The organism is Maricaulis sp. (assembly GCF_039978735.1).
Taxonomy (GTDB): Bacteria; Pseudomonadota; Alphaproteobacteria; order Caulobacterales; family Maricaulaceae; genus Maricaulis.
Genome location: NZ_JBDWAS010000043.1, coordinates 144,080 through 169,924, shown reverse-complemented (window position 1 = coordinate 169,924; position 25,845 = coordinate 144,080). Strand labels below are relative to the sequence as shown.

The 25,845-nt window shown below is 64.7% G+C and carries 26 protein-coding genes; 17 read left to right on the top strand and 9 right to left on the bottom strand.

What is annotated here, in order from left to right; translation table 11 throughout:
- Positions 1-56 precede the first annotated feature (56 nt).
- A complete protein-coding gene (locus ABJO18_RS12190; RefSeq protein ID WP_348509030.1) occupies positions 57-1,289 on the top strand; it encodes an ATP-binding protein in 1,233 nt (410 codons plus the stop codon).
- Between the two features lie 146 nt (positions 1,290-1,435).
- On the opposite strand, the gene ABJO18_RS12185 is transcribed toward ABJO18_RS12190, so the two are convergent.
- Positions 1,436-1,666: a helix-turn-helix transcriptional regulator gene (locus tag ABJO18_RS12185; RefSeq protein ID WP_348509029.1), complete on the bottom strand. Its 231-nt coding sequence runs from the start codon at positions 1,664-1,666 to the stop codon at positions 1,436-1,438.
- Positions 1,667-1,751: 85 nt separating this feature from the next.
- On the opposite strand from ABJO18_RS12185, the gene ABJO18_RS12180 reads away from it, so the two are divergent.
- The gene (locus ABJO18_RS12180) at positions 1,752-2,042 is read left to right on the top strand and encodes a DUF2285 domain-containing protein (protein ID WP_348509028.1); all 291 of its coding nucleotides are present in this window, start codon (positions 1,752-1,754) and stop codon (positions 2,040-2,042) included.
- Positions 2,043-2,064: 22 nt separating this feature from the next.
- On the opposite strand, the gene ABJO18_RS12175 is transcribed toward ABJO18_RS12180, so the two are convergent.
- Positions 2,065-2,283, bottom strand: coding sequence for a helix-turn-helix transcriptional regulator (locus ABJO18_RS12175; protein WP_348509027.1), 219 nt, complete (start codon positions 2,281-2,283; stop codon positions 2,065-2,067).
- Between the two features lie 145 nt (positions 2,284-2,428).
- On the opposite strand from ABJO18_RS12175, the gene ABJO18_RS12170 reads away from it, so the two are divergent.
- The 10 genes from ABJO18_RS12170 to ABJO18_RS12125 all read left to right on the top strand — a co-directional run bounded on the left by ABJO18_RS12170 (position 2,429) and on the right by ABJO18_RS12125 (position 10,388).
- Entirely contained in the window at positions 2,429-2,722 is a 294-nt protein-coding gene (locus ABJO18_RS12170; protein ID WP_348509026.1) for a DUF2285 domain-containing protein, read from the top strand.
- A 117-nt stretch (positions 2,723-2,839) separates the two neighbouring features.
- Positions 2,840-3,022, top strand: a complete 183-nt coding sequence (locus ABJO18_RS12165) for a DUF6499 domain-containing protein (RefSeq protein WP_348509025.1) — start codon at positions 2,840-2,842, stop codon at positions 3,020-3,022.
- Between the two features lie 169 nt (positions 3,023-3,191).
- Positions 3,192-3,563 carry a DUF2285 domain-containing protein gene (locus tag ABJO18_RS12160; protein ID WP_348509024.1) on the top strand — a complete coding sequence of 124 codons (372 nt, stop codon included), beginning with the start codon at positions 3,192-3,194 and terminating at the stop codon, positions 3,561-3,563.
- Positions 3,564-3,761: 198 nt separating this feature from the next.
- Entirely contained in the window at positions 3,762-4,043 is a 282-nt protein-coding gene (locus ABJO18_RS12155; RefSeq protein ID WP_348509023.1) for a helix-turn-helix domain-containing protein, read from the top strand.
- Positions 4,044-4,048: 5 nt separating this feature from the next.
- Positions 4,049-4,561 (top strand): DUF2840 domain-containing protein, encoded by a 513-nt coding sequence (locus ABJO18_RS12150; RefSeq protein ID WP_348515951.1) that lies wholly within the window; start codon positions 4,049-4,051, stop codon positions 4,559-4,561.
- Complete coding sequence (locus ABJO18_RS12145) at positions 4,558-5,136, top strand: S26 family signal peptidase (protein WP_348515950.1); 579 nt, start codon at positions 4,558-4,560, stop codon at positions 5,134-5,136. The genes ABJO18_RS12150 and ABJO18_RS12145 overlap by 4 nt, the downstream gene beginning before the upstream one ends.
- Positions 5,137-5,255: 119 nt before the next feature.
- Positions 5,256-5,909 carry a lytic transglycosylase domain-containing protein gene (locus ABJO18_RS12140; protein ID WP_348515955.1) on the top strand — a complete coding sequence of 218 codons (654 nt, stop codon included), beginning with the start codon at positions 5,256-5,258 and terminating at the stop codon, positions 5,907-5,909.
- A 247-nt stretch (positions 5,910-6,156) separates the two neighbouring features.
- Positions 6,157-7,926, top strand: a complete 1,770-nt coding sequence (locus tag ABJO18_RS12135) for a DUF3363 domain-containing protein (protein WP_348515949.1) — start codon at positions 6,157-6,159, stop codon at positions 7,924-7,926.
- A 24-nt stretch (positions 7,927-7,950) separates the two neighbouring features.
- Positions 7,951-9,957: a conjugal transfer protein TraG gene (locus ABJO18_RS12130; RefSeq protein WP_348515948.1), complete on the top strand. Its 2,007-nt coding sequence runs from the start codon at positions 7,951-7,953 to the stop codon at positions 9,955-9,957.
- Positions 9,958-9,971: 14 nt separating this feature from the next.
- On the top strand, positions 9,972-10,388 hold the full coding sequence (locus ABJO18_RS12125; protein ID WP_348515947.1) for a ribbon-helix-helix protein, CopG family: 417 nt from the start codon (positions 9,972-9,974) through the stop codon (positions 10,386-10,388).
- A gap of 36 nt (positions 10,389-10,424) precedes the next feature.
- Here the strand turns inward: ABJO18_RS12125 and ABJO18_RS12120 are convergent, their stop codons facing one another.
- Both ABJO18_RS12120 and ABJO18_RS12115 read right to left on the bottom strand, forming a co-directional pair.
- On the bottom strand, positions 10,425-11,450 hold the full coding sequence (locus ABJO18_RS12120) for a nucleotidyl transferase AbiEii/AbiGii toxin family protein (protein ID WP_348515946.1): 1,026 nt from the start codon (positions 11,448-11,450) through the stop codon (positions 10,425-10,427).
- Entirely contained in the window at positions 11,443-12,036 is a 594-nt protein-coding gene (locus ABJO18_RS12115) for a DUF6088 family protein (RefSeq protein ID WP_348515945.1), read from the bottom strand. The genes ABJO18_RS12120 and ABJO18_RS12115 overlap by 8 nt, the downstream gene beginning before the upstream one ends.
- 689 nt (positions 12,037-12,725) lie before the next feature.
- Here ABJO18_RS12115 and ABJO18_RS12110 point away from each other — a divergent pair.
- From ABJO18_RS12110 to ABJO18_RS12090, 5 genes are all read left to right on the top strand, one after another.
- Positions 12,726-13,988: a TolC family protein gene (locus ABJO18_RS12110; protein WP_348515944.1), complete on the top strand. Its 1,263-nt coding sequence runs from the start codon at positions 12,726-12,728 to the stop codon at positions 13,986-13,988.
- Entirely contained in the window at positions 13,985-14,983 is a 999-nt protein-coding gene (locus ABJO18_RS12105) for an HlyD family efflux transporter periplasmic adaptor subunit (protein ID WP_348515943.1), read from the top strand. Before ABJO18_RS12110 ends, ABJO18_RS12105 begins: the two co-directional genes overlap by 4 nt.
- 9 nt (positions 14,984-14,992) lie before the next feature.
- On the top strand, positions 14,993-18,184 hold the full coding sequence (locus tag ABJO18_RS12100; protein ID WP_348515942.1) for a CusA/CzcA family heavy metal efflux RND transporter: 3,192 nt from the start codon (positions 14,993-14,995) through the stop codon (positions 18,182-18,184).
- Positions 18,181-18,603 carry a DUF3703 domain-containing protein gene (locus ABJO18_RS12095; protein WP_348515941.1) on the top strand — a complete coding sequence of 141 codons (423 nt, stop codon included), beginning with the start codon at positions 18,181-18,183 and terminating at the stop codon, positions 18,601-18,603. The genes ABJO18_RS12100 and ABJO18_RS12095 overlap by 4 nt, the downstream gene beginning before the upstream one ends.
- 229 nt (positions 18,604-18,832) lie before the next feature.
- Positions 18,833-19,462 (top strand): tyrosine-type recombinase/integrase, encoded by a 630-nt coding sequence (locus tag ABJO18_RS12090; RefSeq protein WP_348515940.1) that lies wholly within the window; start codon positions 18,833-18,835, stop codon positions 19,460-19,462.
- Positions 19,463-19,664: 202 nt separating this feature from the next.
- Here ABJO18_RS12090 and ABJO18_RS12085 read toward each other — a convergent pair whose 3' ends face one another.
- The 5 genes from ABJO18_RS12085 to ABJO18_RS12065 form a co-directional block, all read right to left on the bottom strand.
- The gene (locus ABJO18_RS12085) at positions 19,665-20,021 is read right to left on the bottom strand and encodes a DUF3147 family protein (protein WP_348515939.1); all 357 of its coding nucleotides are present in this window, start codon (positions 20,019-20,021) and stop codon (positions 19,665-19,667) included.
- A 46-nt stretch (positions 20,022-20,067) separates the two neighbouring features.
- On the bottom strand, positions 20,068-21,117 hold the full coding sequence (locus ABJO18_RS12080) for an acyltransferase (protein ID WP_348515938.1): 1,050 nt from the start codon (positions 21,115-21,117) through the stop codon (positions 20,068-20,070).
- Between the two features lie 53 nt (positions 21,118-21,170).
- Complete coding sequence (locus ABJO18_RS12075) at positions 21,171-21,869, bottom strand: transmembrane anchor protein (protein ID WP_348515937.1); 699 nt, start codon at positions 21,867-21,869, stop codon at positions 21,171-21,173.
- Positions 21,870-21,891: 22 nt separating this feature from the next.
- Positions 21,892-22,608, bottom strand: a complete 717-nt coding sequence (locus ABJO18_RS12070) for a HupE/UreJ family protein (protein ID WP_348515936.1) — start codon at positions 22,606-22,608, stop codon at positions 21,892-21,894.
- A gap of 64 nt (positions 22,609-22,672) precedes the next feature.
- Entirely contained in the window at positions 22,673-25,840 is a 3,168-nt protein-coding gene (locus tag ABJO18_RS12065) for a CusA/CzcA family heavy metal efflux RND transporter (protein ID WP_348515935.1), read from the bottom strand.
- Positions 25,841-25,845 lie beyond the last annotated feature (5 nt).

Sequence of the window (25,845 nt, the reverse complement as noted above, 5' to 3'; positions counted from 1 at the left end):
TTCCCGGAATGCGAATTTCGCGTCCAAAATGGAAATTGTAACTCCGAAGCAAATTTATGTGTTCATATATCGAGCGTTGGCAAAAAGACCGAATTGAGGAAATGCTCCGCCAAAGGCGAGTCGTGATGCTATCCGGGCCACGCCAATGCGGAAAAACAACGCTCGCCAGATCGCTCAATGGCGCTCAATTCGAATATCGCACGCTAGACAATAAAACGCAGCGCGATGCCGCTTCGGCTGATCCGGTTAGCTTCGTCAAACACGACGCCGACACCTTGATAATCGATGAGGTGCAAAGAGAACCGGAACTTCTCTCCTCGATAAAAATGGTGGTGGACGAAGATACCCGCCCCGGACAATACCTTCTCACCGGATCCGCCAATCTGAACGCACTTCCGAGTGTCCAGGAATCATTGGCCGGCCGCATCGCAAAGGTCCGCCTGCGCCCTCTGTCTCAGGCGGAAATCTCCGGGGCCAAGCCAGATTTTTTGAAACGGGCCCTGAATGCCGGCATTGGCCGTCCGACGAGCAAAGTCGACCGAGACGCCCTTCTGGAGATCGGCCTTCGCGGCGGTTACCCTGAAGTGCTGTCGTCTGCGTTCACCGAACGGCGGCAATGGCACCGAGATTATGTCAGCACTCTGCTTGACCGCGATCTCAAAGACATTCTGCACATCCGACGTGCCGATGCGATGCACAAACTCGTCCAAGTGACGGCGGCGTGGTCTTCGAAGCTGCTCGATGTTGCCGGCATCACATCCAGCTTGGCCATCAAACGTCCCACCGTCGAGTCCTATCTCAACGCGCTGGAAGCGCTCTATCTTTTGGAGCGCGTACCGGCCTGGACCAAAAACGACTATGCCCGTGTCGCCAAGCATCCGAAGGTCTTCATGACCGACAGCGGTCTAATGGGATCGATACTCGACTGGCGTCCCGCACAAATGAAGCTGGATGCTGACCGTTCGGGGAAACTGGCTGAAACATTGGTGTTCGGTGAGCTCTCCGCACAGATCGACACGACGAGTGATTACCTGCTCTATCACTATCGCGATTGGGAGAAGAGAGAGATCGACTTCCTGGTTGAGCGGGTTGAGGATGGCGCCCGCTTGGGCGTAGAGGTAAAGGCTTCGGCGACCGTTCGGGCTGAGGACTTCAAACATCTGGCCTGGTTCCGCGACAATCTCGCCGGAGATTTCCCGTTCCAAGGCATCGTCATCTACGCCGGTGACGAGGTGCTTAGTTTTGGGGATCGGCTCACTGCGGTCCCGTTTGCGTCGATGTGGAGCTGAGTCGCAAACGCTTAAACGGGTCATCTTAGTCGAAGCGTCGGCTATCGACGCCCCGTCGTCGCCATGACCGGGGCATGATATCTGATTGTCGTTTCTCATGACGTTGTTGCGCTGTCTGAACCGGCTGCCGGTTGACGGCGTGGGTCTTACTCGGCGCCATCGCCCTTCCCGTCGTCCTTGACCAGCATGTAGGCCTGCACGGCCAACGCCCGCGCCAGACCGTCGACGACATCGATACTGGCCGCATACTGGCAGCGCTCCAGCGCGCTGACATAGGTGCGGTCGATGCCCGCGCGATGCGCCAGCTCTTCTTGAGAAAGCCCCGCAGACTGCCGGTACCGTCTCAGATTGGCGGCAAGAACCTCTCGTATCGTCATGACGAGGAGAGGCCGCGTTTGCAGAGTATCTTACCACGGAGTATACTCTACAATCCGCATCCGAACCGTTGCCGCGGGATATCTCATGGCTACCAGAAACGACTTGTCCGTCGATGACAAACCGCCGGACGGGGATGCCATCACCGCCTACGACCGCGATCATCTGGCGCTCTACATACGCCTGCTCGACGCAGAACAGGCCGGTGCACCGCTCGAAGAAATCTCACCGATCCTGCTGGGCATCGACGCCAAGATTGAGCCGGACCGGGCACGCCACGTGCATAGGCGCCATCTCAATCGCGCCCGCTGGATGGTCCAGCACGGCTATCGCGATCTGCTCAAAACCGGATTTCCCGAAGACGCTGTGCCGACATGAGGGGCAATCCAAGTCGGCATGCTCACTGCTCGTCACCATCCTCCAGCAACGCGGCCGGTTTCACCTCCAGCGCCAGCGCAGCATGCCAAAGCGTGATGATCGTGACATTCTGTTGGCCGCGCTCCATCGCACTGACATGAGCGCGGTCGACGCCCATCTTCGCGGCGAGGACATCCTGACTCAGGCCCGCCTGCGACCGATAGCGTTTGAGATTGCGGCCAAAAACGTCGCGGATATCCATCCGCCAGAAAAATGCGGATCGCGCATTTTAATGCGACGTATTATAATACGCGGAAACAGAAGCGCGCGCTGCAACGGGGATATCCCTTGCAGCGGTCAGGGTTTCAGAGTCATCAATGGTCACGGTCTCCGCATCAGGATCTTTCATGTCCGCATCCAGCGAAGCACCCATCCTCGACATCCCGCCCAATGGCGATGCGGTGACCGACTACGACCGCCATCAGGCAAAGCTCTATGCGCGCCTGCTCGACGCGGAAAAAGCGGGTGCCGCGCTGGAGGAGATCGCGCCGGTTCTGCTCGGTATCGACGCCAAGGCCGAGCCGGACCGCGCGCGCCAAGTGCATAAACGCCACCTCAATCGTGCGCGCTGGATGACCGAACACGGCTATCGCGAGCTCCTCAAGACCGCGCCTCGCCCAGAATCTCCACTCACTTCGTGATGCACGGCGCGCATCAAGCGATGCATGTGGCTGCGCTGTACAGACACACGCTCGCCGGGAATGATCCGGCGCGTGGGACGTCATGTTGTGTTTGAGCCCTGCCCCGGAGGCTTCGCCATGGCGAAGGACTGGCGCGACGACGACGCCTACGAACATTTCGACACGCTGAGTCTTGCGGGTTTCGCCTGGGAGTGTCTTAGGCGGAACGACCGCTATCGCGAGGCCTATCCCTTGCTGAAGGAGGGTATCGGCACACCCGCCGATTGGGGGCTTCGATTTCGCGGTCGATCCTGCGCTTGAGGCGCCCGAGGCGCCGGTTTTCTGGCTACCCGCCGCTGCGCCGGCGGCCGTTCATCTCATCGCGCCCCTCCCCGATATCGGCCTGCCGTCGCTCCCGCTGACCGAGCGCATCGTCGCACACCACACCGATGCCAACGGTCTGTCCTGGGTTCGTCTGCGCGACGGCACAGTGCTAGTTGGTCCGATCGATCCCACACAGACCGAACCGGTCGGCCTGGTGTTGCCGCTCGACGACAAGTGGGCCATCCGGCTTGCCGCCGCCGATCGACTGTATCGTCGCCTGACCGGCAGCGAGGACGCAGCGCCTCCGCTCTCACCGCAGCGCCGCGCGCGCCTCAAACGCGCCCTGCGCACAATCGATGCGCAAGGCGATGGTGCGAGCTATCGCACCATCGCGACCCATGTCTTCGGCGCGCATCGCGTCGCCCAGGAGGCCTGGAAAACGAGTTCGCTCAAAGCGCAGATGGCCCGGCTGGCCGCATATGGACGCAAGATGATCGCGCAGGGCTATCGCACGCTGCTCAAGGGCAAATCCCGCTGATCCCCCCTCGCCGTCGTGTGCGCTATTGCCACGTATCGATGCCAGCGCCGATGTCGGGCCGCATTCGCGCCGCCGCCGCAGGAGTGACGGTCTCGTCGTCCCAACATCGTCATCCCTCCCGGCCGGGCTTTGCCGCTTTCCTCGTCGACCTCGGTCCGCCGCAGGTCGCGGCGGCCCATAACGACCGGAGACCTGACCATGCCCGATCCCAATGCCGGCCTGCCGCCGCGCTATTTAAGAACCCCCGAAGCCGCCCGCTTTCTCGGCCTGTCCGGCCGTACGCTGGAAAAGCACCGCACCTACGGCACCGGCCCGCGCTATTCTAAGATCGGCGGAAGGGTCGTCTACGCGCTGGACGATCTGCAGGCCTGGGTCAGCCGCGGCGAAAAACATTCCACCTCCGACCTCACCGGCGACACGGTCCTTCCGGCCAAGCGGCACGCCGCCATCTCGCCCGCCTATACGCACAAGCCCCGCTGAACGCCATGCGCACGCAGGTGGATCTCATCTGGATCGACGGCCGGCAAGAACGCTGGATCCGGTTCGGCGCGATCGTCGAGGCGACGATCGTCAGCCGCACCCGGCGCATCGTGGCCTTCGATCCGGATGCGGTGTTCGCGCTCGTGCGCTGGACAGCCAATGCCTATGGCACCGCGCTCAGCCGGATCGACATCGTGCGCACGTGCAGCGCAGGCGCGGCCTATTCGACGCTGCCGCATGTCACACCCGGCGGTGAACTTCTTCTGCATCTCTCGGGCTGGCCGAAAGTTGAGCAGGTGCTGCAGCGGATCGATGCGATCGAAGCGCTGGGCCTCGATCCGGCCGAGGCCGCGCCGGATTATTGGCATCATGTCCACAACCGGCTGAGCGTCGGCATGACGCCGCGCCGCTATACGCGCGCGCAACACCGGGCCTGGTGTCTGCGCCGGCCGCTCCCACCGCCTGGCGCGGATCGGGGGTCAAAGGCGCTCCGCCCACGCCCTGGAGATGCGCCATGATCCGGTTCAGCTACCTCCTGGCGGCGGCGGTCGCAGCGATCGCACTGGGCGGCCTGCCCATCCTTCGCCCTACCCCGACACTGATCTGGAATACCTCGGCGAGTGCGCCGGTGGGTCTTTATACCGTGGGATCGCGCGACGATCTGGCGGTCGGCGAGTGGGTCGCCGTCGCGCCGCCCGGCCCACTGGCCGCCTGGCTCGAGCGCCGCGGATACCTGCCGCGCGGCGTCCCGCTGATCAAACGTATCGCCGCCGGGCCCGGCCAGCGTGTCTGTCGCCACGGCGCCATTGTGTCGATCGACGGTAAGGCCGTCGCGCGGGCCCAGGCGCGTGACCGGAGGGGTCGCGTCCTGCCCCGCTGGGCGGGCTGCCGGCGGCTCGCCGACGGCATGCTCTTCCTGCTCAATCGCGATCATCCCGACAGTCTCGACGGGCGGTATTTCGGGCCGGTGCCGGCGCGCGCCGTCCTTGGCCGGGTGCGCGCGATCTACACCGATGACGATGCGGACGGCCATTATGATTGGCACGGGTTCGGCCGCGACGAGGCTCCCCGTTTGCCCTCACATGAGCGCTGACGGGGGATGTGGTGACCCGGTTCGATCTCATCGCGCGCATCCGCGTCGTTCCCGCCTGGCGCCCCGTTGCAGCGTCACTGCTGTCCAGCGTGTTCGCGCTGGACTCGACGTCGGCAGCCATGGCTGTTCAGCCGTACGCATCGGGCCCGTCAGTCGTGGAGACACCATTTGAGCGCCATATCGTCGAAGCCGCGCAGCGCTTCGACATTCCAGCGCGCTGGATCGACGCCGTAATCGCGGTCGAAAGCGACGGTGACGCGGCTGCCATTAGTGTCAAAGGCGCGAGGGGGCTGCTGCAGATCATGCCCGCCACCTGGCGCGACCTTCGGGCCCGCTACGGCCTCGGACACGATCCTTTCGATCCGCGCGAGAATGTATTCGCCGGCACGGCCTATCTGCGCGAACTCTATGATCGCTTCGGCGTGCCCGGCGCCTTTGCCGCCTACAATGCCGGACCCGATCGCTATCGCGACCATCGCGACACCGGACGGCCGCTGCCGCGCGAGACGCGCCGATATCTCGCCGCCCTCGCGCAGCGGCTCGGGATCGACATGGCAGCGGATTCGCCTGCGCCCGACATCCCGGCGGTCCGCGATTGGCGCCGCGCGCGCCTCTTCGCTGTGTCGCATGACAACCGGACCGGTGATGCATCCGACACGACGACAAGGCTGTGGCCGCCGCAAGCCGGACATGCATCCGATGTCGATCGAGTGACCGAGCCCGCACCGTCCGAACACCTGTTCGTGCCAGCCAACAGGGCGGACACGCCATGATCGCCGCCATCGCACAACGTCGTCGTCCGTCGCACGGCGGCGGGGCCCTGGCCAGGAACCGACCGGGAGCGGAGCCCACAACAACGGGAGGGCAAGATAAAAGGCGCGGCACTACGGTGCGCTATGGTGTTGTTGGTGTTGAAGATTTTGCACGCCGCGCGGTCGGTCGGCGTGCCACACTCCTGGTTACGCGCTTGACTTCGCGACGTTTTCACCGTGCCGCGCACGAAAACCGTGAGGCCGGCCGATGAGCGAGCGCGAGGAGAAATTCCACATCCGGCCGGGCCGCATTCGCGATCGGGGCTCGGTGCGCAAGCCCAAGAGTTTCGTCGGGCAGGTGCTGCGGGCGGCGCGCCAGGCCGGCCATACCGGCTACCGGTTTGGAAGGGCGGGCGGACGCGGTGGCGGATCGTCTTTCGGGCGCGGCCGGTTTGCCGGCGCGGTGCGCGGACTCACGCGGTCCCGACGGCGCGTGATCGTGAAAGCCCGCGTGGTGCGCCATCGCGGCGCGCGCTTCCGGTCCGCGCCGCTGGCCAAGCATATCGTCTATCTCAAACGCGAGGGCGTCACTCGGGACGGGCGCGAGGCGACGATGTTCGGCCCGGACACCGACAGGGCCGACGACCATGCCTTTGCCACCGCCTGCGAGACGGACCGGCATCATTTCCGCTTCACGGTCTCACCGGAAGACGCCGACCGGATGCAAGATCTGCGCGGCTTCACCCGCGACCTGATGCGCCAGGCCGAGCGCGATCTGGGCACGCGGCTCGACTGGATCGCCGCCGACCATTGGAACACCGACAATCCACACATCCATATCCTCGTGCGCGGCCGGGCCGAGGACGGGTCCGATTTGGTGATCGCCCGCGATTATATCAGCCACGGGCTGCGGGTCCGGGCCGAACATCTTGTCGCGCTCGAACTCGGCCCGCGCACAAGCCGTGAAATCGCCACCGGCCTTGAGGCCGAGGTGAGCGCGGAACGCTGGACCGGCCTGGATCGAGCCCTGCGGGTTCTTTGCGATGACGGCGCCGGCGCGGTGGATCTGCGGCCGAACGCTCCGGCCTTGAAGGCGGCCGAATCGGGAGATCCGTCACTGCACCGCCTGATGATCGGCCGCGCGCAGACGCTTGAACGCTTGGGGCTCGCCGAACAACTCGCCCCGGCCGTCTGGCGCTTGAAACCCGGTCTGGAAACAACGCTGCGCGCCATGGGCACGCGTCACGACATCATCAAGACGATGCATCGCGCGCTCGCCGGCGAACCCGAACGCGCCCAAGCGGATTTTGCCATCGAGGATATTCCCGCCGACCCCGTGCTCGGCCGCCTGGTCGAGCGCGGGCTGCACGACGAGCTCTCGGGGCAAGCCTATGCCGTGATCGATGGGGTCGATGGCCGGGTCCATCATCTGCGTTTCGCCCAAATCGATGCGACCGGCGACACACCGCAGGGCGGCATCGTCGAAACCCGCACATGGCAACCCAAGACCGGCGGGCGGACGCGCCTCACCCTCGCCGGGCGGTCCGATCTCAGTTTGGAGGCCCAGATCGGTGCGACCGGCGCCACCTGGCTCGACCGGCTCGCCCTCGCGCCGGCTCGCGCGCCGCTCAGCACGGGCGGATTTGGCGCCGAGGTGCGCGCAGCGTTGGATCGCCGGGCCGAGCATCTGATCGCCGAGGGCCTCGCCACGCGCCGCGGCAATCGGGTCACCTTCGCGCGCGATCTCCTGACCACGCTGCGCCAACGCGAGCTCGACGCCACGGCGCGGCGCCTGGCGGCCGAGACCGGCCTGACGTCCCGCACACCGGAGCCAGGCGAGCCTCTCGCCGGCACCTATCGCCGGCGCCTCGATCTCGCCTCGGGCCGGTTCGCCATGATCGATGACGGGCTGGGGTTTTACCTCGTGCCCTGGACCCCGCCGCTGGACAAGCATCTCGGCCAGAGCGTGACCGGGACGCTCATCCCCGGTGGCCGGGTCGATTGGACTTTTGGCCGCACGCGCGGACCCAGCCGCTAAACCCCATTTCGCAGAGACTGTACTATGCCAACCCCACCGCGCCCGTCGCCGATTACCACCATCCTCTGGGGGCAGATCTTGTTGGTCTGCAGTGTCGCCGTGTTGTTCGTCTGGGCGGCGACACAATGGGTGGCCTGGCAGCTGGGATATCAACCCCAGCTCGGCCAACCCCTCACCGAACTCTTCGGTTGGCCGGTCTATACGCCCTGGAGGGTCTTCATCTGGTGGTATGGCTATGAAGCCTATGCGCCGCGAGTTTTCGTCGAGGGCGCTATCATCGCCGCCAGCGGCGGGATCGCCGCGATCGCCGTGGCCATTTTTCTGTCGACGCTGCGGGCTCGCGAAGCACACGATGTCATCACCTACGGATCGGCGCGCTGGGCCAATCGACGCGATCTCGCCGCGTCCGGTCTGCTCGGCCCCGACGGGGTCGTGCTGGGCCGGGTCGAGACCCGCTATCTGCGCCATGATGGGCCTGAACATGTGCTGTGTTTTGCGCCCACACGGTCGGGCAAGGGCGTCGGCCTGGTCGTGCCCAGTCTTCTGACCTGGCCGGACTCGGCCATCGTCCACGACATCAAGGGCGAAAACTGGGATCTCACAGCCGGCTGGCGGGCGCAGCATTCACGCGTCCTGCGCTTCGATCCAACCGATCCGACGAGCGCCGCCTATAATCCCCTGCTCGAAGTGCGCCGCGGTGATACTGAGGTGCGCGATGTTCAGAACATTGCCGACCTCCTGGTCGATCCGGATGGCCGGCTCGAACACCGCAATCATTGGGAAAAGACCAGCCACGCCCTCCTCGTCGGCGCGATTTTGCACGTGCTCTATGCGGAAGCGGACAAGACGCTCGCCGGCGTGGCCGGCTTCCTGTCCGATCCGAACCGGCCGATTGCCGCAACACTGGCGGCGATGATGACGACGCCGCACCTGGGCGATCGCCCGCATCCGGTCGTTGCCCAGGCGGCGCGCGAACTGCTCAACAAGTCCGAGAACGAACGCTCGGGCGTGCTCTCGACCGCGATGAGCTTTCTGGGTCTTTATCGCGATCCCATCGTCGCCCGGGTCACCCGGCAATGCGACTGGCGCATCGACGATCTCGTCACCGGCAACAGGCCGGTCACGCTCTATTTGATCGTGCCGCCCTCGGATATCGCCCGCACCAAACCGCTCCTCCGCCTCATCCTCAACCAGATCGGCCGCCGTCTCACCGAGACACTCGGCGATGCGAACCGGCGACATCGTCTCCTCCTCATGCTCGACGAGTTTCCCGCCCTCGGCCGACTCGATTTTTTCGAAAGCCAGCTGGCCTTCATGGCCGGCTATGGGCTCAAAGCCTTCCTGATCGCGCAATCGCTCAACCAGATCGAAAAGGCCTACGGGCCCAACAACGCCATTCTCGACAACTGCCATGTCCGCATTGCCTTCGCGACCAATGACGAGCGCACGGCCAAGCGCGTCTCGGACGCCCTGGGCACGGCCACCGAGATGCGGGCGATGAAGAATTATGCCGGTCACCGGCTCTCGCCTTGGCTGGGGCATCTCATGGTCTCGCGCCAGGAGACGGCCCGCGCCCTCCTCACTCCCGGCGAGATCATGCAACTCCCGCCGGACGACGCGATCGTGCTGGTCTCGGGCACGCCACCCATCCGGGCCAAGAAGGTCCGCTATTATGAGGACCGGCAGCTGGCCGGGCGCATTCTGGCACCGCCGCGGCAGACGCAGACTATGAGAGAGACGCCCTCATCGCCAGCCGACGACTGGAGTGGCCGTCCGCCGGTCTCGGCTCCGAAGCCGGAGCCGCCAACGCAGACGGTCGATGAGGACAGCGAGGGCGGCGTGCGCCGCGAACCGGACCTTCCCGATCACGAGGCGGTGACGCCCGAACCGCCCACACCGGCGCGCACGGAGTTTGCGGATCTGGACGCGGACTCGGACGACGAGTCGCTGCGCGCCCGTCAGATGCAGCGGCAATCCAAGACCGTCGCGCGGCAGGCCGCCCTGGATCCCGACGACGGTATCGAGCTTTAAAAAAGAGGCGCCCAATGAAGAAGGACCGGCTGAATGTCTATTTCGACGGTGCATTGACGACCGAACTCGATGCGCTGGCGGCGCGCCGCAACGTGTCGAAATCCCGCATCGTCGAGGCGGCTTTGGCTGCTTATCTCTCACCCGATGGCGCCGATCAGCGCGAGGCCGCTTTTGTCCGGCGCCTCGATCGGCTGACCCGTGCCATCGAACGGCTCGAGCGCGATCAGACCATCACCGCCGAAGCGCTGGCGCTCTTCATTCAGTTCTGGCTGACCACGACCTCGCCCCTGCCGGAGACGATGCGCGACGCCGCCCGGGCCAAGGGCCGCGAGCGCTATGAGGGGTTTGTGGAAACACTCGGCCGGCGGCTGGCAAAGGGGAAAACGCTGACGAAAGAGGTCCTGCAGGACGTGGAGCCGAAAACCGCCTGACGGCAGCATTGCACGGCCCTTTGCCAGACGCCGGGTCTATCCTCTAGAATGTGCCGCCTGATTTACTCGATCGGCAATCTCGGCGCATCGCGCCATGAGCACGGCGAAGGGTTCCGCATCGTCGTGCAACAAGCCATCCTCCACCATGCGTCGATAGTCATCCTCCAGAACGGCGCGTGCCTCTCCGGTCGGGACAAGTTGAAGATCGCCGCCCACCGCCGCCGCATAGTTGATCGCGACACCGTCCGCCGCCTTCTCAGCGAAGAACATGGTCTTGTGCTGGGCGACAGCTTGAGCGAGCGCCGGATCGGCGATGGCCGCCGCGACGATACCGGCCGCGTCCAGCCGGACGAGGTCGTGCCAGTGACGGGCAAACCGGTCGCCGCGAAGCCGCGCCTGCCGGCAATAGACATGGATCGCCGTCGCCTTTTCCCAAAACGTGCGCTCGGCATGCATCACGCGGGGCCGTGCTGTCGGGAAGGCTACTCCGTCCACATGATCGGCCGCATTGCAGACCACATCCCGCACGCTGGCGGGTTCGCCCGTGGAGCGGCCCCCGAATTCGAGCATCACGCTCGGCGCCACATAGCCTGACCCGCTGGCCGTCGCGTCATAGTCAATGAACAGCTTGTCGCCGTCGAGGCGCAGTGTCGCCGGCAAGCTTTCACGCGTGAGCGCGTCGGCGATCAGGGGTTGCACCGTGTCTGCAATCCAGGCCGGCAGACGCTGGCGCACGGCCTTCGACCATCGCCTCTCCTCGCTCCGGGCTTTCGGCAAGGGCTCGCCCTGCGCATCGACCAGATCCGGCGCGATAGCCCGAATATCGTAGGTCAGATCCACATCTTCGGAAAAGCGTCGGATCGCCCCATAGACCTTCGACAGCGAGGTTCCACCCTTGAAAACGAGGTGCTCGCCCAACTTAGAACCGAACAGCGTGGCGAGGGCCCAGACGACCCAGACATCCTTCTCAAGCAGATGGGCAGGCCGTCCGGATCGATCCGCCGCCACGCCCAAAGCATCGCGCCGGTCCTCGGCTGTGAGGGCAAGAAATGGATCAGCCATAGGCGACCTTGCCCACGCTTTGCGCCAGCCAGGTCGGATATTGCGGGGCAGCGGCAACGAGTTCGCCAAAAGCCGTTGGCGGCAGCTTGCGCTTCAGGGCCTTCAACGCCGCCTCGGCCTTTTCCGGCCCAAGCCAAGCCAGCGCCCGAACAGCCCGTCCCGCCGGCCGGTCGGCCATCGACAACTGCCAGTGTGGCGCATGATGCAGCTCAACGTTCTGCTTACCGATCGTCATCTTTCGACTGCGGCCCGATGTCAGATAGACCGACCGCACGGGCACCTGTGTCGTCAGGCCCAGCATGTTCGCAGCAGCCGCCCCCGTCGGCACGATCACTTCGCCGCGCTGCGTGGCGAATGCGTGGATCGCTTGCTCGACCGACGGCGAGCGAGTCCCGAAACGGCTCTCTACCGGGTGCAGATAGACACCCCGACCAGCCCGGACGAGGTGGCCCCGCTCAGCCAAACGTGACAAGGCCTGGTCCACCGCGGCCCGGTTGCCGAGGTGGAGCAGGCCTTTCGCCGTGATCGGTGTGCCTTCGGGTAGGCCTTTCGCATAGGCAAGAATCTGCTCAGCAAGCCGTGTCATCTCAATCTCCTGTCAGAAATATATGCGAATTTCTGACAAATTTCAATGATAACTCGTTACGGGCCCAGCTTGACGGCGCACTGCCGCTTTGGCGCAGCAGCGGACATTGGAATTCCCTTGTGTCGGAATACCCGGGTAGCCGAACCCGCGCTCGGGCTGGCTCTCGATTGATGAAAACCATAACCGGGCTTGACCCTCTAGCGACTTTAGGTGTTAGAGACGAGCGGTAGCTTGGTCGAACGCTCCCGGGGGGACGTTGGTATGCGCATGACAGGACGCGGACTCTTCAGTCGGGCCAGGGCCGTCATCGCCATTTTCATGACGATGATTGTCATGGCTGTGCCTGTGAGTGCGCTGGCTGAACAAGGCGATGGATGCGGCACTGAGCGGGATATCTGCGCGCTCGCGGACCGTGGGCAGTTTGACGGCGAAGCACCGGCCGAGCCGTCGGCGGGGCACCACTCCGCGGCGGTCCAGTGCGGAGGCTGCCATCTTTGTCTCCTGGCATCGTCCCACGACACCGCGCTGACAATCGCCGCTGAGCCGCAGGATCGTCCCAGGCTGGAAGTCATCGCGGGACCGACCCGGACCGATTGCGGCCATTTTCGCCCGCCCCGCATCTGATTTCGAAACCCGGGCTGTCGCAGCGCGACGGCTCCCGTTCGGAATGAGATGAGGACAATCGAGACATGAAAATCAAATCTATGGGTGCGCTCGCCGCGCTGGGCGGGCTGCTCGTGGCCATGCCTGCGGCGGCTCAGACCTGCTCGCCCGGCGGCATCGGCCTCGATCAGGCCGTCACGCTGGCCCGAACCGCCGACCTGCGGCCCGATGCGATACGCGCGGCGATCGATGCGGCCCGGGCGGAGCGCGCGATCGCCGGCTTTCGCCCGCAGGACCGTTTCGAGCTGTCCACCGAGAATTATCCGGGCTTCGGCCTGGGTAGCGATATCGAGAACCTCGACATCACCGGCCGCTATACCCGCGTCTGGGAACGTGGCGGCAAGCGCGAAGCACGCGAGGCCCTGGCCGATGCCGGCGTTGGGGTCGCGCAGGCGGACATGGCTGTGGTCGAGGCCGACATCGCTTACGAAATCGAGACCCTGTTCGTGTCGCTGTGGAGCACCCGGACCCGCCTGGAACTTGCGCAGGAGCGGCTGGCGGTCGCGCGCGACGTCCAGGCTCTCGTCACGCGCCGGGTTGCGGCGGCGCGGGATCCGGAGCTGGCTGCGCGGCGCGCGGCGACCGAGGTGTCGCTTGCCGAGAGCGATATCGTCACGCTGGAGATGCAGCGCGACACACTCAGCGCCGCCATTGCGGCGTTTTGGAACGAGGACAGCGGGAATTTCGACACCTGTTCCTTCCACCCCCGTGCACCTGAAACAGGCGCGTCAGCTGGCGCGGTTCAGCCGCCCGAGCTGGCCCGCTACGAAGCGCAGCAGACGGAAAACCGGGCCCGCATGCGCCTGTCGCAGGCCGAGGCCGTGCCTGACGTAACCTGGGGAATGGGCGTACGCAGTTTCGGGCTCGACGACGATGTCGCGCTGGTCGGCAGCGTCTCGATCCCCCTGGGCACCCCGCCGCGGTCCAGCGCCCGCGTCGCCCGCGACCGGGCACAACAGGCGCGGATCACCGCCGAAGCCGACGCCCTGGTGCAGGGCGCCGAACGGCAGCGTCGTTTCCTGCGCCAAAGAGCCGAGACGGCGCGACAGGCCTGGCGCCGGCTCGAAACCAGCGCCATTGCCGACGCCCGAGACGCGCTCGACCTTGCCACCGACGGCTATGAGCGCGGCGCCTTCACCTATCTCGACGTCATTGAGGCGCGGCGCACGCTGTTCGACCTCCATGCCCGCCGCATCGATCTTCTCGAAACCTATTTCCAGGCCCAGGCCTCGCTCGCCCGTCTGGGCATCGAGTCACGGTCCCGGCCTCTCCCGGAGTCCCAGCGATGATGCACGAACGTAAACTCCTTGCCGTCCTGCTCGCGATGGCTTGCAGCGCGGCTCTGCCGGCCTGCGGCGATAGCGGGACGACATTGCGGGCGCAGGCTCATGAGGACGACGACCACGGTCATGGCGACGAGGCGGGCCATGGCGAAGACGGTCAAGACGACGAGCATGACGACGAACATGAGGAAGGCCGTACGCGCATTGCTCCCGATGTCGCGCTGGCTTTGGGGGTGGTAGCGGAGCCGGCCGGGCCCGCCGTCATGCGCGAAACCGCTGCACTATTCGGCATCGTCCGGCTCAAGCCGTCGGCACGGGCCGATGTGAGGGCGGTTTATCCGGGACGCGTGCTTGAGGCGACGGCCACCGTAGGCGACACCGTCGAGGCCGGCGATACGCTGGCCGTCGTCGAGAACGCGAGCAGTCTGCAGGCCTATCGCGTGCCGGCCCCGATTTCGGGGACTGTGCTCGAGCGGTTCTCCAATCCTGGCGATGTCGCAAACGATCGGCCGCTCTACCGCCTGGCAGACCTGAATGCGCTCCAGGCCGAACTGCACGTCTTCCCGCGCGATGCCGCCCGGATCGAGGCCGGCCAGTCCGTCACCGTCCGCCTGGCGGGCGGCGACATAGAAGCCGATGGCCGGATTACTGCCTTCCTGCCGCTTTCGGAAACAGCGACACAGTCGCTGATCGCGCGTGTGGAACTGCCCGAGGGCAGCGGTTTCAGGCCTGGAATGCGCGTTGAGGCGCGCGTGGCGACGGCGGAATACGACGTCCCGCTCGCCGTGCGCGAAAGCGGCATCCAGCGCTATCGCAACGGGCAGGCCGTATTCGTGCAGGAGGGAGCTGTCTACGAAGCGCGCCTGCTCGAACTGGGACGTCGCGACGGGGTCTTCGCCGAAGTCCTGTCCGGTCTCGAACCCGGCGAGACCTATGTCGTCGAGAATTCCTTCCTCATCCTGGCCGATATCGAAAAGGCCGGTGCGGGACACAATCACTAGGACCGCGCCATGCTGGAAAACCTCATCCGCCTGTCCATCCGCTACCGCTGGGTCGTCCTGGTGCTGACGGCGGTCATCGCCGGCATCGGTGTCTGGAATTTCACCAGGCTGCCGATCGACGCCGTACCGGACATCACCAATGTCCAGGTCCAGATCAACACCGAAGCGCCTGGCTATTCGCCACTTGAAGCCGAGCAGCGTCTGACCTTTCCCATCGAGACTGCAATTTCCGGTCTGCCCGGGCTCGACTATACGCGATCGATCTCGCGCTACGGTCTCAGCCAGGTCACCGTCGTGTTCGAGGACGGGAGCGATCTTTACCGCGCCCGCCAGCTGATTTCGGAACGGCTGCAATCGATCGCGGACACCCTGCCGCCGGGTATCACCCCGCAGTTGGGTCCCATCGCAACGGGGCTGGGCGAGATATACCTCTATACGATCGCCGCGGAACCGGGCGCTGTCCGGGATGACGGCGAGCCGTGGACGCCGATGGACCTGCGCACCCTGAACGACTGGGTGGTCCTGCCGCAGCTGCGCACGGTGGACGGTGTGACCGAGGTCAATACATTCGGTGGGTTCACCAAGGAAATCCACATCGTCCCCGACCCCGCGCAGCTCGCCGGGTTCGGCATTTCCCTGCGCGACATCGTCGAAGCCGTAGAGCGCAACAACGAGAATGTCGGCGCCGGCTACATCGAACGCCATGGCGCGCAGAACCTGGTGCGCGTGCCGGGCCAGGCGGAAAGCCTGGATGCACTGCGGACTATCGTGGTCCGCGATACCGGCGAAACGCAGATCCGGCTGGGCGACATTGCGCGCGTGGGTCCCGGCGAAGAGCTTCGCACCGGCGCGGCGACGCAGAATGGCGAGGAGGTCGTTCTGGGCATCGCCTTCATGTTGATCGGCGAAAACAGCCGTGCCGTGGCTCACGCTGTCGACGAACGGATCGACCAAATCCGCCCGAGTCTGCCCGATGGCGTCGTTCTGGAGACGGTCTACAATCGCACCACCCTGGTCGAGCGGACCATCGCGACTGTCGAGAAGAACCTTGCCGAAGGTGCCCTTCTCGTAATCGTTGTGCTCTTCCTGCTGCTCGGCAATGTCCGGGCGGCGATCCTGACGGCGCTGGTTATTCCGCTCTCCATGCTGATGACGGTGACGGGCATGGTCGAGAACCGCGTATCGGGCAATCTCATGAGCCTGGGCGCGCTCGATTTCGGACTGATCGTCGACGGGGCGGTGATCATCGTCGAGAATTGTCTGCGACGATTTTCGATTGCTCAGCGCGAACTGGGGCGGCTCCTCAGCCGGGAGGAGCGTTTCGATCTCACCGCCTCGGCCGCATCGGAAGTGATCAAACCCTCAATTTTCGGCGTGGTCATTATCACGGTGGTCTATCTGCCGATCTTCGCCCTCACCGGTGTGGAAGGAAAAATGTTCCACCCGATGGCCTTCACGGTCGTGCTGGCCCTCACTTCGGCGCTCATCCTGTCCCTGACCTTCGTTCCGGCCGCCGTGGCGACATTCGTCACCGGCAAAATCGACGAGAAGGAAAGCCGCGTGGTGCGCGGTGCAAGCTGGCTCTATCGGCCCGTTCTGGACGCCTCGCTCCGCTGGCCGCTCATTCCGGCCATGCTGGGCGCCGTCCTGGTCGTGATGGCGGGCCTGGGGGCCACACGCATGGGTACGGAATTTATTCCCAGCCTCGACGAAGGCGACATCGCGATGCATGCGATGCGGATTCCCGGCACAGGCCTCAACCAGTCGATCGAAATGCAGCTGCAGCTCGAAGCCCGGCTCAGAACGGTACCGGAAGTCGAGCGTGTGTTCTCGCGTATCGGTACGCCGGACATCGCCACCGATCCGATGCCGCCCAGCCTCTCCGACACATTCCTGATCCTCAGGCCCCGCAGCGAGTGGCCGGATTCCCGGAAGCCGAAATCCCGCCTCATCGCCGAGATCGAGGCGGTGGCCCAGAGCGTCCCCGGAAACAATTACGAGTTCACGCAACCGATCGAGATGCGGTTCAACGAACTGATTTCCGGCGTCCGCAGCGATCTGGCCATCAAGGTCTATGGCGACGATCTCGATCAGCTCCTGGCGACCGCCGAGGACATCGAATCCGTCGTCGCGTCCATCGAGGGCGCGCAGGATGTGCGGACCGAACAGATCACCGGCCTGCCGATCCTGTCTATCACGCCGGACCGGCAGGCCGTGGCGCGTTACGGGTTGAGCGTTTCGGATGTCCAGGACGTCGTCGGCGCCGCCATCGGCGGCAGGAGAGCCGGTCAGTTCTACGAGGGCGACCGGCGGTTCGACATCGTCGTGCGCTTTCCCGATGCGGTGCGGGAGGACATTCGCGCCATCGAACGCCTTCCGGTCCCGCTGGACGGCGGTCGGGCCGATCCGGAAGGTCTGCTGTTCGTTCCACTCAGCGAGGTAGCACGCGTGGATATCGTCACCGGCCCCAACCAGATCAGCCGCGAGAATGGCAAGCGGCGCGTCGTCGTCACCGCGAACGTTCGTGACCGCGACCTGGGGTCGTTCGTTGCAGATGTACGGGCGGCGGTTGACGAACGGGTGGACATCCCCGCCGGCTACTGGATCGATTACGGAGGCACGTTCGAGCAGCTGATCTCGGCCAGCCAGCGTCTGACCGTCGTCGTGCCCGTCGCCTTGGCACTGATCTTCGGTCTTTTGATGATGCTGTTCGGTACCGTCCGGGATTCCGCAATCGTCTTTACCGGCGTGCCGCTGGCGCTCACCGGCGGTGTCGCGGCCCTGGCGCTTCGCGATATGCCCCTGTCGATCTCCGCGGGTGTCGGCTTCATCGCGCTGTCCGGCGTGGCGGTGCTGAACGGGGTTGTCATGGTCACCTTCATCAAGGCGCTGAGGGATCGCGGCGCAAGCCTTGTTGACGCCATACGCGACGGAGCGCTGCAGCGCCTGCGTCCGGTGCTGATGACGGCGCTGGTGGCAAGCCTTGGCTTCGTGCCGATGGCCTTCAATGTAGGCACCGGCAGCGAGGTCCAGCGTCCGCTGGCGACCGTGGTGATCGGCGGCATCCTGTCCTCGACACTTTTGACGCTTGTCGTTCTGCCGGCCCTCTACCGGCTGGTGCACGGCACCTCGCTGGCTCTTTCGGGGCTCCGGCCACCACGGCACACGCCAGCCGACAAAGAAGCGGAGGCGCGGCCATGAAGCGAACCCTCAAGGCCGCCTGGAGGGCGGAAATGAGCCTGGCGCGGGCCGCCTGCGCGGCCCGCGACGACGCCGAGGCGTTTCGCCATCTTGAGCGGGCGCACATCCTCGGCCAGCGATATTTCCTCACTCATTGGGCCACGCACTGGTGGATGCTGAAACTCGGCCTCCGGCGGGCCGACCGGCGGGAGATTCGCGGACAGATCGTGAGGCTCGTCGCCGTCATACCGGGCTATGTCTTCGGCTGGGTCCCCAAGGGCAATACAGGTGGGGCCGACGTCTCCGCCATCAAGCCCATGCCGATTCCGGCAGACCTTGAAGCGCTGCTGCAGCACTATTCGGTGACCCGAGACGTGACTGTCCGGATACTGGTGCTCACGGCCCTCGCCGTCTTGGCCACACTCCTCTTGCTCCGTTGACGCTGCAGGGTGGGCACTAGTGGCGAGGGGGACGCCTCCGGAGTATCGAACCCGACTTAAGGGAAGACTTTGTCCGCTTTCGGAGATCGGACGGTCAGGCGCAGGAGGGGACATACAAGGCCCGGATCACGGGGCTGGGTCAGTCACGTCAGCTCACAGGATCTGTGGCGCTTTTGGCCCCAGGTCACCCCAGGCGCATAATCCACGGCTTCCCAACATGGAGGCCACTATGGACACGATCTATCTTTCGGACCGCACGCGGCCGGAGCCCTGGAACAAGGGCAAGCTGATCGGGCAGAAGCCGCCGTTCAAGGCGAAGGAGGTCTGGTCGATCCGGATTCGTCTTCAGATCGCCGACCACAAGCGGGATCTGGCTTTGTTCGACCTGGCGATCGACAGCAAGCTGCGCGGCTGCGACCTGGTACGGCTGCGCGTCAACGACCTCTGGATCGGCGGCGAGATCCGCCATCGCGCCAAGCTGGTTCAGAGCAAGACCGGTGCGCCGGTCCAGTTCGAGGTTACCCAGCAGACGCGAGACGCCCTCGAGGCCTGGCGACGCTTCAAGGGACTGAACCCGCAGGATTGGCTGTTCCCCAGCCGCAAGGACCCGGCCCGGCCTATCAGCACGCGGCAATACGGCCGCATCGTCAACCGCTGGGTCGGCATGATCGGGCTGCCGATATCCGCCTATGGCACGCACTCCCTGCGCCGGACCAAGGCGACGCTCATCTACCGCAAGACCGGCAATGTCCGGGCGGTCCAGCTCCTGCTCGGCCATACAAAGCTCGACAGCACGGTGCGGTACCTTGGCGTCGAGCTGGAGGATGCGCTGGAACTGGCGGAGAGCATCGAGCTGTGACGCTGAAGGGCGCTGAACACTCCCAAGTCGGATATCCAGCACGAATCCGGCGTGTCGGTGCCGTGTGCTCGCCGATCAGACGCAGGACGGGATGCCGCTGCCCCAAGAACCAGCGCTCTTCCCAAAAGTCCCCGTCCTGCCGCACATCACGGGATGTGCGTTCAAAAGTCCTGAACCGGCCACTGCGCCGTTGCAAGCGTGCTCAGATCGGCAGGCGCAGGCCCAGTTTCGGTCCGAATACCGTCATGGCGAAATAGAGCGCTATCGTGATGGCGCAGCCGATGCCGAGGGACGGCCAGAAACCCATGCCTCGCCGCAGGAGAGCGGGAAGAATGAGGAACATGGGCAGAGAGGGCAGAACGTACCAGAAGGTCGCCTCGGCATGATCGGCGAGCCGGTCCGCGTCACGCGTATCGTGCCAGAGCCACAGCATGCCGAGGACGGAAACGATGGGCAGCGACGCGATCAGGGCACCGAAGGCAGCGCTGCGCTTGGCGGTCTCCGAAACAATGCCGACCAGTACGCCGGACAGGAGGGATTTGACGATCAGCCAGAACATTGCCTTCTCCATGAACCAAAAAGTGTACGACCGCGTCGCGCTGCTTTCAGCCTATGCGTGGTTTGAACAGCCGCGCTTGCAACCCGAGCGACGGCTTCTCCACGATATGCCACGAGATGGCAGCAATCACTGCGGTGACAGGTATTCCAAGGATGGCTAGCTGCAAGGGCGACGAGGCCCAACCCCAGTGCCAGACCAGCTGGAACAGCGGATAGTGCCAGATATACACGCCGTACGACCAGTCCGGCAGCCCGGCACCGGTCGGCACACGGTCCAGCCGGACCAGGCCGATCCACAGGATGATGCTCGCCAGGGCGAGGTTCCAGGGTATCTGCGCCGCCGGGTGTTCGCCCAGTAGCCAGGCAGCAGGTAAAAGGGCGGCAAGCGGTATCAGCGTCAACGCGATGCGCCCTCTCAGCATGTAAGCCGCCACACCGAGGAGAAAGGCTGCAGCGAGCCGAGTCCCCTCAACGAGCATGGATGGCGCCTCGGGAAAGCGGGTGGCGAGACAGACTGTAAGTGCTGATACCGCCACCCACAACAGCACGCCGCCCAGCGGGCTCCACAGTACGCGCGTGAAAAACAACAGGGCCGCCGCCGCATAGGCCAGAGCCTCATAGCGCAGAGTCCACAGCGAGGCGGAGAACTCGCCCGGCACCGCATTGTCCGGAAAGACCGCCGCCGGACCGCCCGATGTGTCGGCGAAGAAGACAATGTTGGGAATAAAGAGCCAGGTCTGCGGGTCCTGCCAGTAGGCCGCGGGCGACAGACCGGTCGCGACCGGCCCGATGATCAATACGGCCGCGAGAGCCAGCACGATGAGCGCAGGCCAAAGTCTCAGCATTCGGGCTATCACGAAGCGGACCAGGTCTTGCCGCCGTTCCAGACTGCCGGCGATGAGGAAGCCGGACAGGATGAAGAAGCCATTGACCGCCAGATAGCCGGGCGACCAGCCCTGGATGCTTACGAGGCCCTGACTGCCCGTTCCATAGGCGACGACGAACACGTGCTCCAGAATGACAAGGCTCGCCAGAACCATCCGGACCGGCGTGAAGCGGTTATTGCGGCCCTGAAAGGCCTCGCCGATGCGGGTCATGGCAATCTCCCCCAAAGGAGAAGGCCCGACGCAAATGCCGAGCCCTCACCCCTTCAGAACAGCCGGTTGAATTCGCTGTAGGCACCACGCGCCCGCAGCGTCACCCTCACGGTGACATCCGAACGGTTGCGCCAGAACCACCCATGCGCACCGTCAAATTCGGCCGTGAATTCGCCGCTGTCGCCAGGTTCGTTGCGCCCTTGCCGGTAGCTGATGAAAGCGTCCTGGGGATTGTCGCCGTGCAGGTCCGAATTGAGGCCGGCCCGGTCGGTGGTCCATTCGTAGACGGCAATCTCGCCGGCGCTCATCGTCAGTTTCACTTCTGTCGCTTCGCCGGGCTGCAGGGTAATCGAGATTGTGTCGCGCCATTGTGCGGCGACCGGCTCATTGGTGTCTGTCGCAGCTGCGGTTTCCTCGATCGGGGATGCCTCCGCCGCTTCGGACGGAGTATCTGTGGGATCGGCCTCGTCGGGCGCGGCAGCGGCGGTTTCGGATGCGGGGGCCCGTGCCGCTACAGCCGCGGTCTCGCCCTGACGGTCGGCCTCGGCTTCGGCAGCAAGCTGCATCTTGATCTCGCCCATTTCCGTGAGGCCCAGCACGCGGCCGATACGGGTGGGATCGACACCGTATTCGGCCGGTAGCACGATGGTCACGAGGATGACGATGGCGGCCAGCAGCGCGATCGCGGTGGCTTTCAGGAGGCTCTCGCTGGACGGCAGATCGTCGCGGGGCGGGAGTTGGGAATTGAACATTGTGTATCTCCGGAATTCGGGGTCACGCGACGATATAGCCGGTGAGCTGGTAACCCATGAGGATGAAGCCTGCGGCCATCAGGATGACATTGGCGGCATAGACATGGCGGGCGAAACTTGCCGTCCGGCGCCAGAAGCCCATGGCGATGAGAATGGCAGCGAGGGCGAGGAACTGGCCCGCCTCGACGCCGACATTGAAAGCCAGGAGATTGGGCAGCAGACCGTCCGGAGCGATGTCGTAGTCGATCAGCTTGGTCGACAGGCCGAAGCCGTGGAAGAGCCCGAAAACCAGGGTTGCCGCCTTGGTAGAGGGCTGCACTCCGAACCAGCGCTGGAACGCGCCGAGATTGTCGAGGGCCTTGTAGACGACTGAGAGGCCGATAACGGCGTCGATCAGATAGGCGTTCAGACCGATATCGAAGAAGACACCGGCCAGCATCGTGGTGGAGTGCCCGATCGCAAACAAGCTGACATAGATGCCGATATACTTGAGCCGGTAGAGGAAGAAGACCACGCCGAACAGAAAGAGGATGTGATCGTAGCCGGTCACCATGTGCTTGGCGCCGAGATAGAGGAAGGGCAGGAGATGGATGCCCGTGATCTCCTGGATGTAGCCCTTGTCGCCTTCTGTGACGCCGTGGGCGAGCGCCTCGCTTCCCGTCACGAGGGCGATGGCAAGGGCGGCAAACAGGAGTGTGCCGATGCGGCCCGTGGGGCCGGTCAGATCGGGAAATTTCATGAATGACTCCGCGTGAAATGAAAAGTACTGTCCCGGCCTGCGGCGGCCGGGGCAGGTCGTGCGATCAGGCCGGTTCCTCGTCCGCGAGGTGCCGGGCCCGTTCGGCGCTCTCGCCCAGCATGCCCCGCACGATGCGCAGCAGGGCAGGCAGGACCAGCAGGGTCAGCAGGGTGGAGGAGACGATACCGCCGATGACCACCGTGGCCAGCGGGCGCTGGACCTCGGCGCCGGCGCCGACATTGAAGGCCATCGGCACGAAGCCGAGACTCGCCACCAGCGCTGTCATCAGCACCGGTCGCAGACGCGTCAGCGCCCCTTCCCGGATCGCCTCGTCCAGCGGCTTGCCCTCATCCATCAGGGAGCGGATGAAGGTGACCAGCACGACCCCGTTGAGCACGGCCACACCCGACAGGGCGATAAAGCCGACACCCGCGGAAATCGACAGCGGCAGATCCCTCAGCAGGAGGGCTGCGACACCACCTGTCAGGGCCAGCGGAACGCCCGAGAAGACGACCGCCGCATCGCCGACGGATCGGAACAGCGCCAGCAGAAGCAGGAAGATCATGGCCAGCGCGACCGGCACCACAAGGCTGAGCCGGTTGGCCGCCGAGATCAGCTGTTCGAACGTGCCGCCATACTCCACCCAGTAGCCGGGCGGGATCTCGGCCTCGTTGCGCACCAGATCCTGCACCTCAGCGATGAAGGAGCCGAGATCGCGGCCGCGGACATTCGCCGTGACGACGATGCGCCGTTTGCCGTTCTCGCGGCTGATCTGGTTGGGGCCGATGACCAGTTCGATATCGGCCAGTTCGCGCAGCGGTATGGTCTCCACCCGCGCTCCGGCCTCGGCCGGCAGCGGAATATGGAGCCGTTCCAGCAGCGCCACATTCGACCGGAGCTCCTCCGGCAGGCGGACGATGACGTCGAACCGCCGGTCGCCCTCGAAGATCAGACCCGCACGTGTTCCGGCCAGCGAAGTCCGGATCACGGACTGGACATCGTCGATGGTCAGCCCGTAACGGGCCAGCGCTTCGCGCCGGGGCTCGATCTGCATCATCGGCAGTCCGGTGGCCTGTTCCAGGGAGATGTCCTGGGCGCCGTCGACCTGCCCCATCAGGCCCTCAATCCGCTGGCCGATCGCCAGCAGCGCGTCGAGATCGTCCCCGAACACTTTCACCGCAACATCCGCCCGGACGCCGGAGAGCAGTTCGTTGAACCGCATCTCGATCGGCTGGGTGAATTCGTAGCGATTGCCCGGAACCTGCTGGACGGCGTCGTTCAGCTGGGCGACCAGCGCGTCCCGAGGCATGCGTGGATCGGGCCATTCCTCCCGCGGTTTGAGCAGGATGAAGGTATCGGCCACGCTCGGCGGCATCGGATCGGTGGCGACGTCCGCCGTGCCGATCTTGGAAACGATGCGTTCGATCTGCGGGAAATCGCGAAGCTCGTCTTCCAGATGGGTCTGCATCTCCAGGGCCTGACTGAGACTGGTGCCCGGAATGCGCAGCGCGTGCAGGGCGATATCGCCCTCGTCGAGCTGCGGAATGAATTCCGAGCCCATGCGCGAGGCGGCCAGGCCGGCCATGACGACCAGCACCACCGCACCCGCCACCACGACCCAGCGTAGCCGCAGGGCGAAGCCGAGCAGCGGCGCATAGAGTTTCGCCGCGCCCCGCATCACAAGATTCGGCTTTTCCTCGACCTTGCCCGTCACGATCATGGCGACTGCGGCGGGAACGAAGGTGAGCGAAAGGATCATCGCCGAGGTCAGCGCGAAGATCACCGTGAAGGCCATCGGGTGAAACATTTTTCCTTCCACACCTGTCAGCGTGAAGATCGGAACGTAGACCAGGGTGATGATCAGCACGCCGAACAGCGACGGGCGGATCACTTCCGCCGCCGCTTCTGCGGTCTCGTGGAAGCGCTCCTGGCGGGTCAGCAGGCGTCCGAGTTCGTGCTGTTTCAGTCCCAGCCGCCGCAGACAATTCTCGACGATGATCACCGCGCCATCGACGATCAGGCCGAAATCCAGGGCGCCCAGGCTCATCAGATTGCCCGAGACGCGATTTTCCACCATGCCGGTGATGGTCATCAGCATGGACAAGGGAATGACCAGCGCCGTCAGGATCGCCGCCCGCACATTGCCGAGCAACAGGAAGAGCACGACGATGACCAGCAGAGCCCCTTCGACGAGGTTCTTTTCGACCGTTTCGATGGTGCGGTCCACGAGTTCGGTCCGGTTGTAGATCGCCGCTGCGCGGATGCCGGACGGAAGCGCTTCTGCAGCCTCCTCCAGACGGATCGCCACGTCGTGCGCGACTTGGCGGCTGTTCTCGCCCATCAGCATGAAGACCGTGCCGAGAACGACTTCCTCGCCGTTTTCGGTCGCGGCTCCGGTCCGCAATTCCTCGCCCATGATCACGTCCGCGACATCACGCACGAGGATGGGCTGGCCGTTGCGGTTGGCGATTACCGAAGCTTCCAGATCGGCGATACTCTGCGCCTGACCGGACGACCGGATCAGGAGCTGTTCGCCACTGTGCTCGACATAGCCTGCGCCGGTATTGGCATTGTTGCGGGCCAGCGCCTCGACGACATCGTCCAGGGTCAGCCCGTAGGCCGCGAGCCGGTCGGGATGCGGCGTCACATGATACTGGCGCACATAGCCGCCGATCGTGTTGACCTCCACCACGCCGGGTGTGCGCAGGAGCTGCGGCCGGATCACCCAGTCCTGCAGGGTACGCAAATCCTCTGCGGTCCACGGCGTGCCGTCGTCGCGGGTTGCGCCCGGTTCGATCTCCAGCGTGTACATGAAGATCTCGCCGAGCCCCGTGGCGATAGGTCCCATCTCCGGCGTAACGCCTTCGGGCAATTCCTCTCGCACCGCCTGCAGCCGTTCATTCACGAGCTGGCGGGCGAAATAGATGTCGGTGCCGTCCTGAAAGACCACGGTCACCTGGGACAGGCCGTAGCGCGACACCGAGCGGGTGTAGTCCAGTCCCGGAATGCCGGAAATGGCCGTCTCGATGGGAAAGGTGATCCTCTGTTCGGCCTCGAGCGGCGAAAAGCCTTCCGCTTCGGTATTGATCTGGACCTGGACATTGGTGATATCCGGCGTGGCGTCGATCGGCAGGCGCTGGAAGTTCCACACCCCGAGCGCCGCCAGGGCGATAACGAGGAAGAGAACCAGCCATCTGTAGCGGATCGACTGATAGATGATCGATTTCAGCATGATCC

Coding starts and splice junctions, on each gene's coding strand:
- ABJO18_RS12095 (WP_348515941.1), top strand. CDS start 18,181: ATGAAGCGAACCCTCAAGGCCGCCTGGAGGGCGGAAATGAGCCTGGCG.
- ABJO18_RS12155 (WP_348509023.1), top strand. CDS start 3,762: ATGCCCGATCCCAATGCCGGCCTGCCGCCGCGCTATTTAAGAACCCCC.
- ABJO18_RS12070 (WP_348515936.1), bottom strand. CDS start 22,608: ATGAAATTTCCCGATCTGACCGGCCCCACGGGCCGCATCGGCACACTC.
- ABJO18_RS12135 (WP_348515949.1), top strand. CDS start 6,157: ATGAGCGAGCGCGAGGAGAAATTCCACATCCGGCCGGGCCGCATTCGC.
- ABJO18_RS12130 (WP_348515948.1), top strand. CDS start 7,951: ATGCCAACCCCACCGCGCCCGTCGCCGATTACCACCATCCTCTGGGGG.
- ABJO18_RS12075 (WP_348515937.1), bottom strand. CDS start 21,869: ATGTTCAATTCCCAACTCCCGCCCCGCGACGATCTGCCGTCCAGCGAG.
- ABJO18_RS12125 (WP_348515947.1), top strand. CDS start 9,972: ATGAAGAAGGACCGGCTGAATGTCTATTTCGACGGTGCATTGACGACC.
- ABJO18_RS12100 (WP_348515942.1), top strand. CDS start 14,993: ATGCTGGAAAACCTCATCCGCCTGTCCATCCGCTACCGCTGGGTCGTC.
- ABJO18_RS12085 (WP_348515939.1), bottom strand. CDS start 20,021: ATGTTCTGGCTGATCGTCAAATCCCTCCTGTCCGGCGTACTGGTCGGC.
- ABJO18_RS12145 (WP_348515950.1), top strand. CDS start 4,558: ATGATCCGGTTCAGCTACCTCCTGGCGGCGGCGGTCGCAGCGATCGCA.
- ABJO18_RS12180 (WP_348509028.1), top strand. CDS start 1,752: ATGGCTACCAGAAACGACTTGTCCGTCGATGACAAACCGCCGGACGGG.
- ABJO18_RS12165 (WP_348509025.1), top strand. CDS start 2,840: ATGGCGAAGGACTGGCGCGACGACGACGCCTACGAACATTTCGACACG.
- ABJO18_RS12115 (WP_348515945.1), bottom strand. CDS start 12,036: ATGACACGGCTTGCTGAGCAGATTCTTGCCTATGCGAAAGGCCTACCC.
- ABJO18_RS12140 (WP_348515955.1), top strand. CDS start 5,256: ATGGCTGTTCAGCCGTACGCATCGGGCCCGTCAGTCGTGGAGACACCA.
- ABJO18_RS12090 (WP_348515940.1), top strand. CDS start 18,833: ATGGACACGATCTATCTTTCGGACCGCACGCGGCCGGAGCCCTGGAAC.
- ABJO18_RS12105 (WP_348515943.1), top strand. CDS start 13,985: ATGATGCACGAACGTAAACTCCTTGCCGTCCTGCTCGCGATGGCTTGC.
- ABJO18_RS12175 (WP_348509027.1), bottom strand. CDS start 2,283: ATGGATATCCGCGACGTTTTTGGCCGCAATCTCAAACGCTATCGGTCG.
- ABJO18_RS12190 (WP_348509030.1), top strand. CDS start 57: ATGTGTTCATATATCGAGCGTTGGCAAAAAGACCGAATTGAGGAAATG.
- ABJO18_RS12065 (WP_348515935.1), bottom strand. CDS start 25,840: ATGCTGAAATCGATCATCTATCAGTCGATCCGCTACAGATGGCTGGTT.
- ABJO18_RS12150 (WP_348515951.1), top strand. CDS start 4,049: ATGCGCACGCAGGTGGATCTCATCTGGATCGACGGCCGGCAAGAACGC.
- ABJO18_RS12170 (WP_348509026.1), top strand. CDS start 2,429: ATGTCCGCATCCAGCGAAGCACCCATCCTCGACATCCCGCCCAATGGC.
- ABJO18_RS12110 (WP_348515944.1), top strand. CDS start 12,726: ATGAAAATCAAATCTATGGGTGCGCTCGCCGCGCTGGGCGGGCTGCTC.
- ABJO18_RS12185 (WP_348509029.1), bottom strand. CDS start 1,666: ATGACGATACGAGAGGTTCTTGCCGCCAATCTGAGACGGTACCGGCAG.
- ABJO18_RS12080 (WP_348515938.1), bottom strand. CDS start 21,117: ATGACCCGCATCGGCGAGGCCTTTCAGGGCCGCAATAACCGCTTCACG.
- ABJO18_RS12120 (WP_348515946.1), bottom strand. CDS start 11,450: ATGGCTGATCCATTTCTTGCCCTCACAGCCGAGGACCGGCGCGATGCT.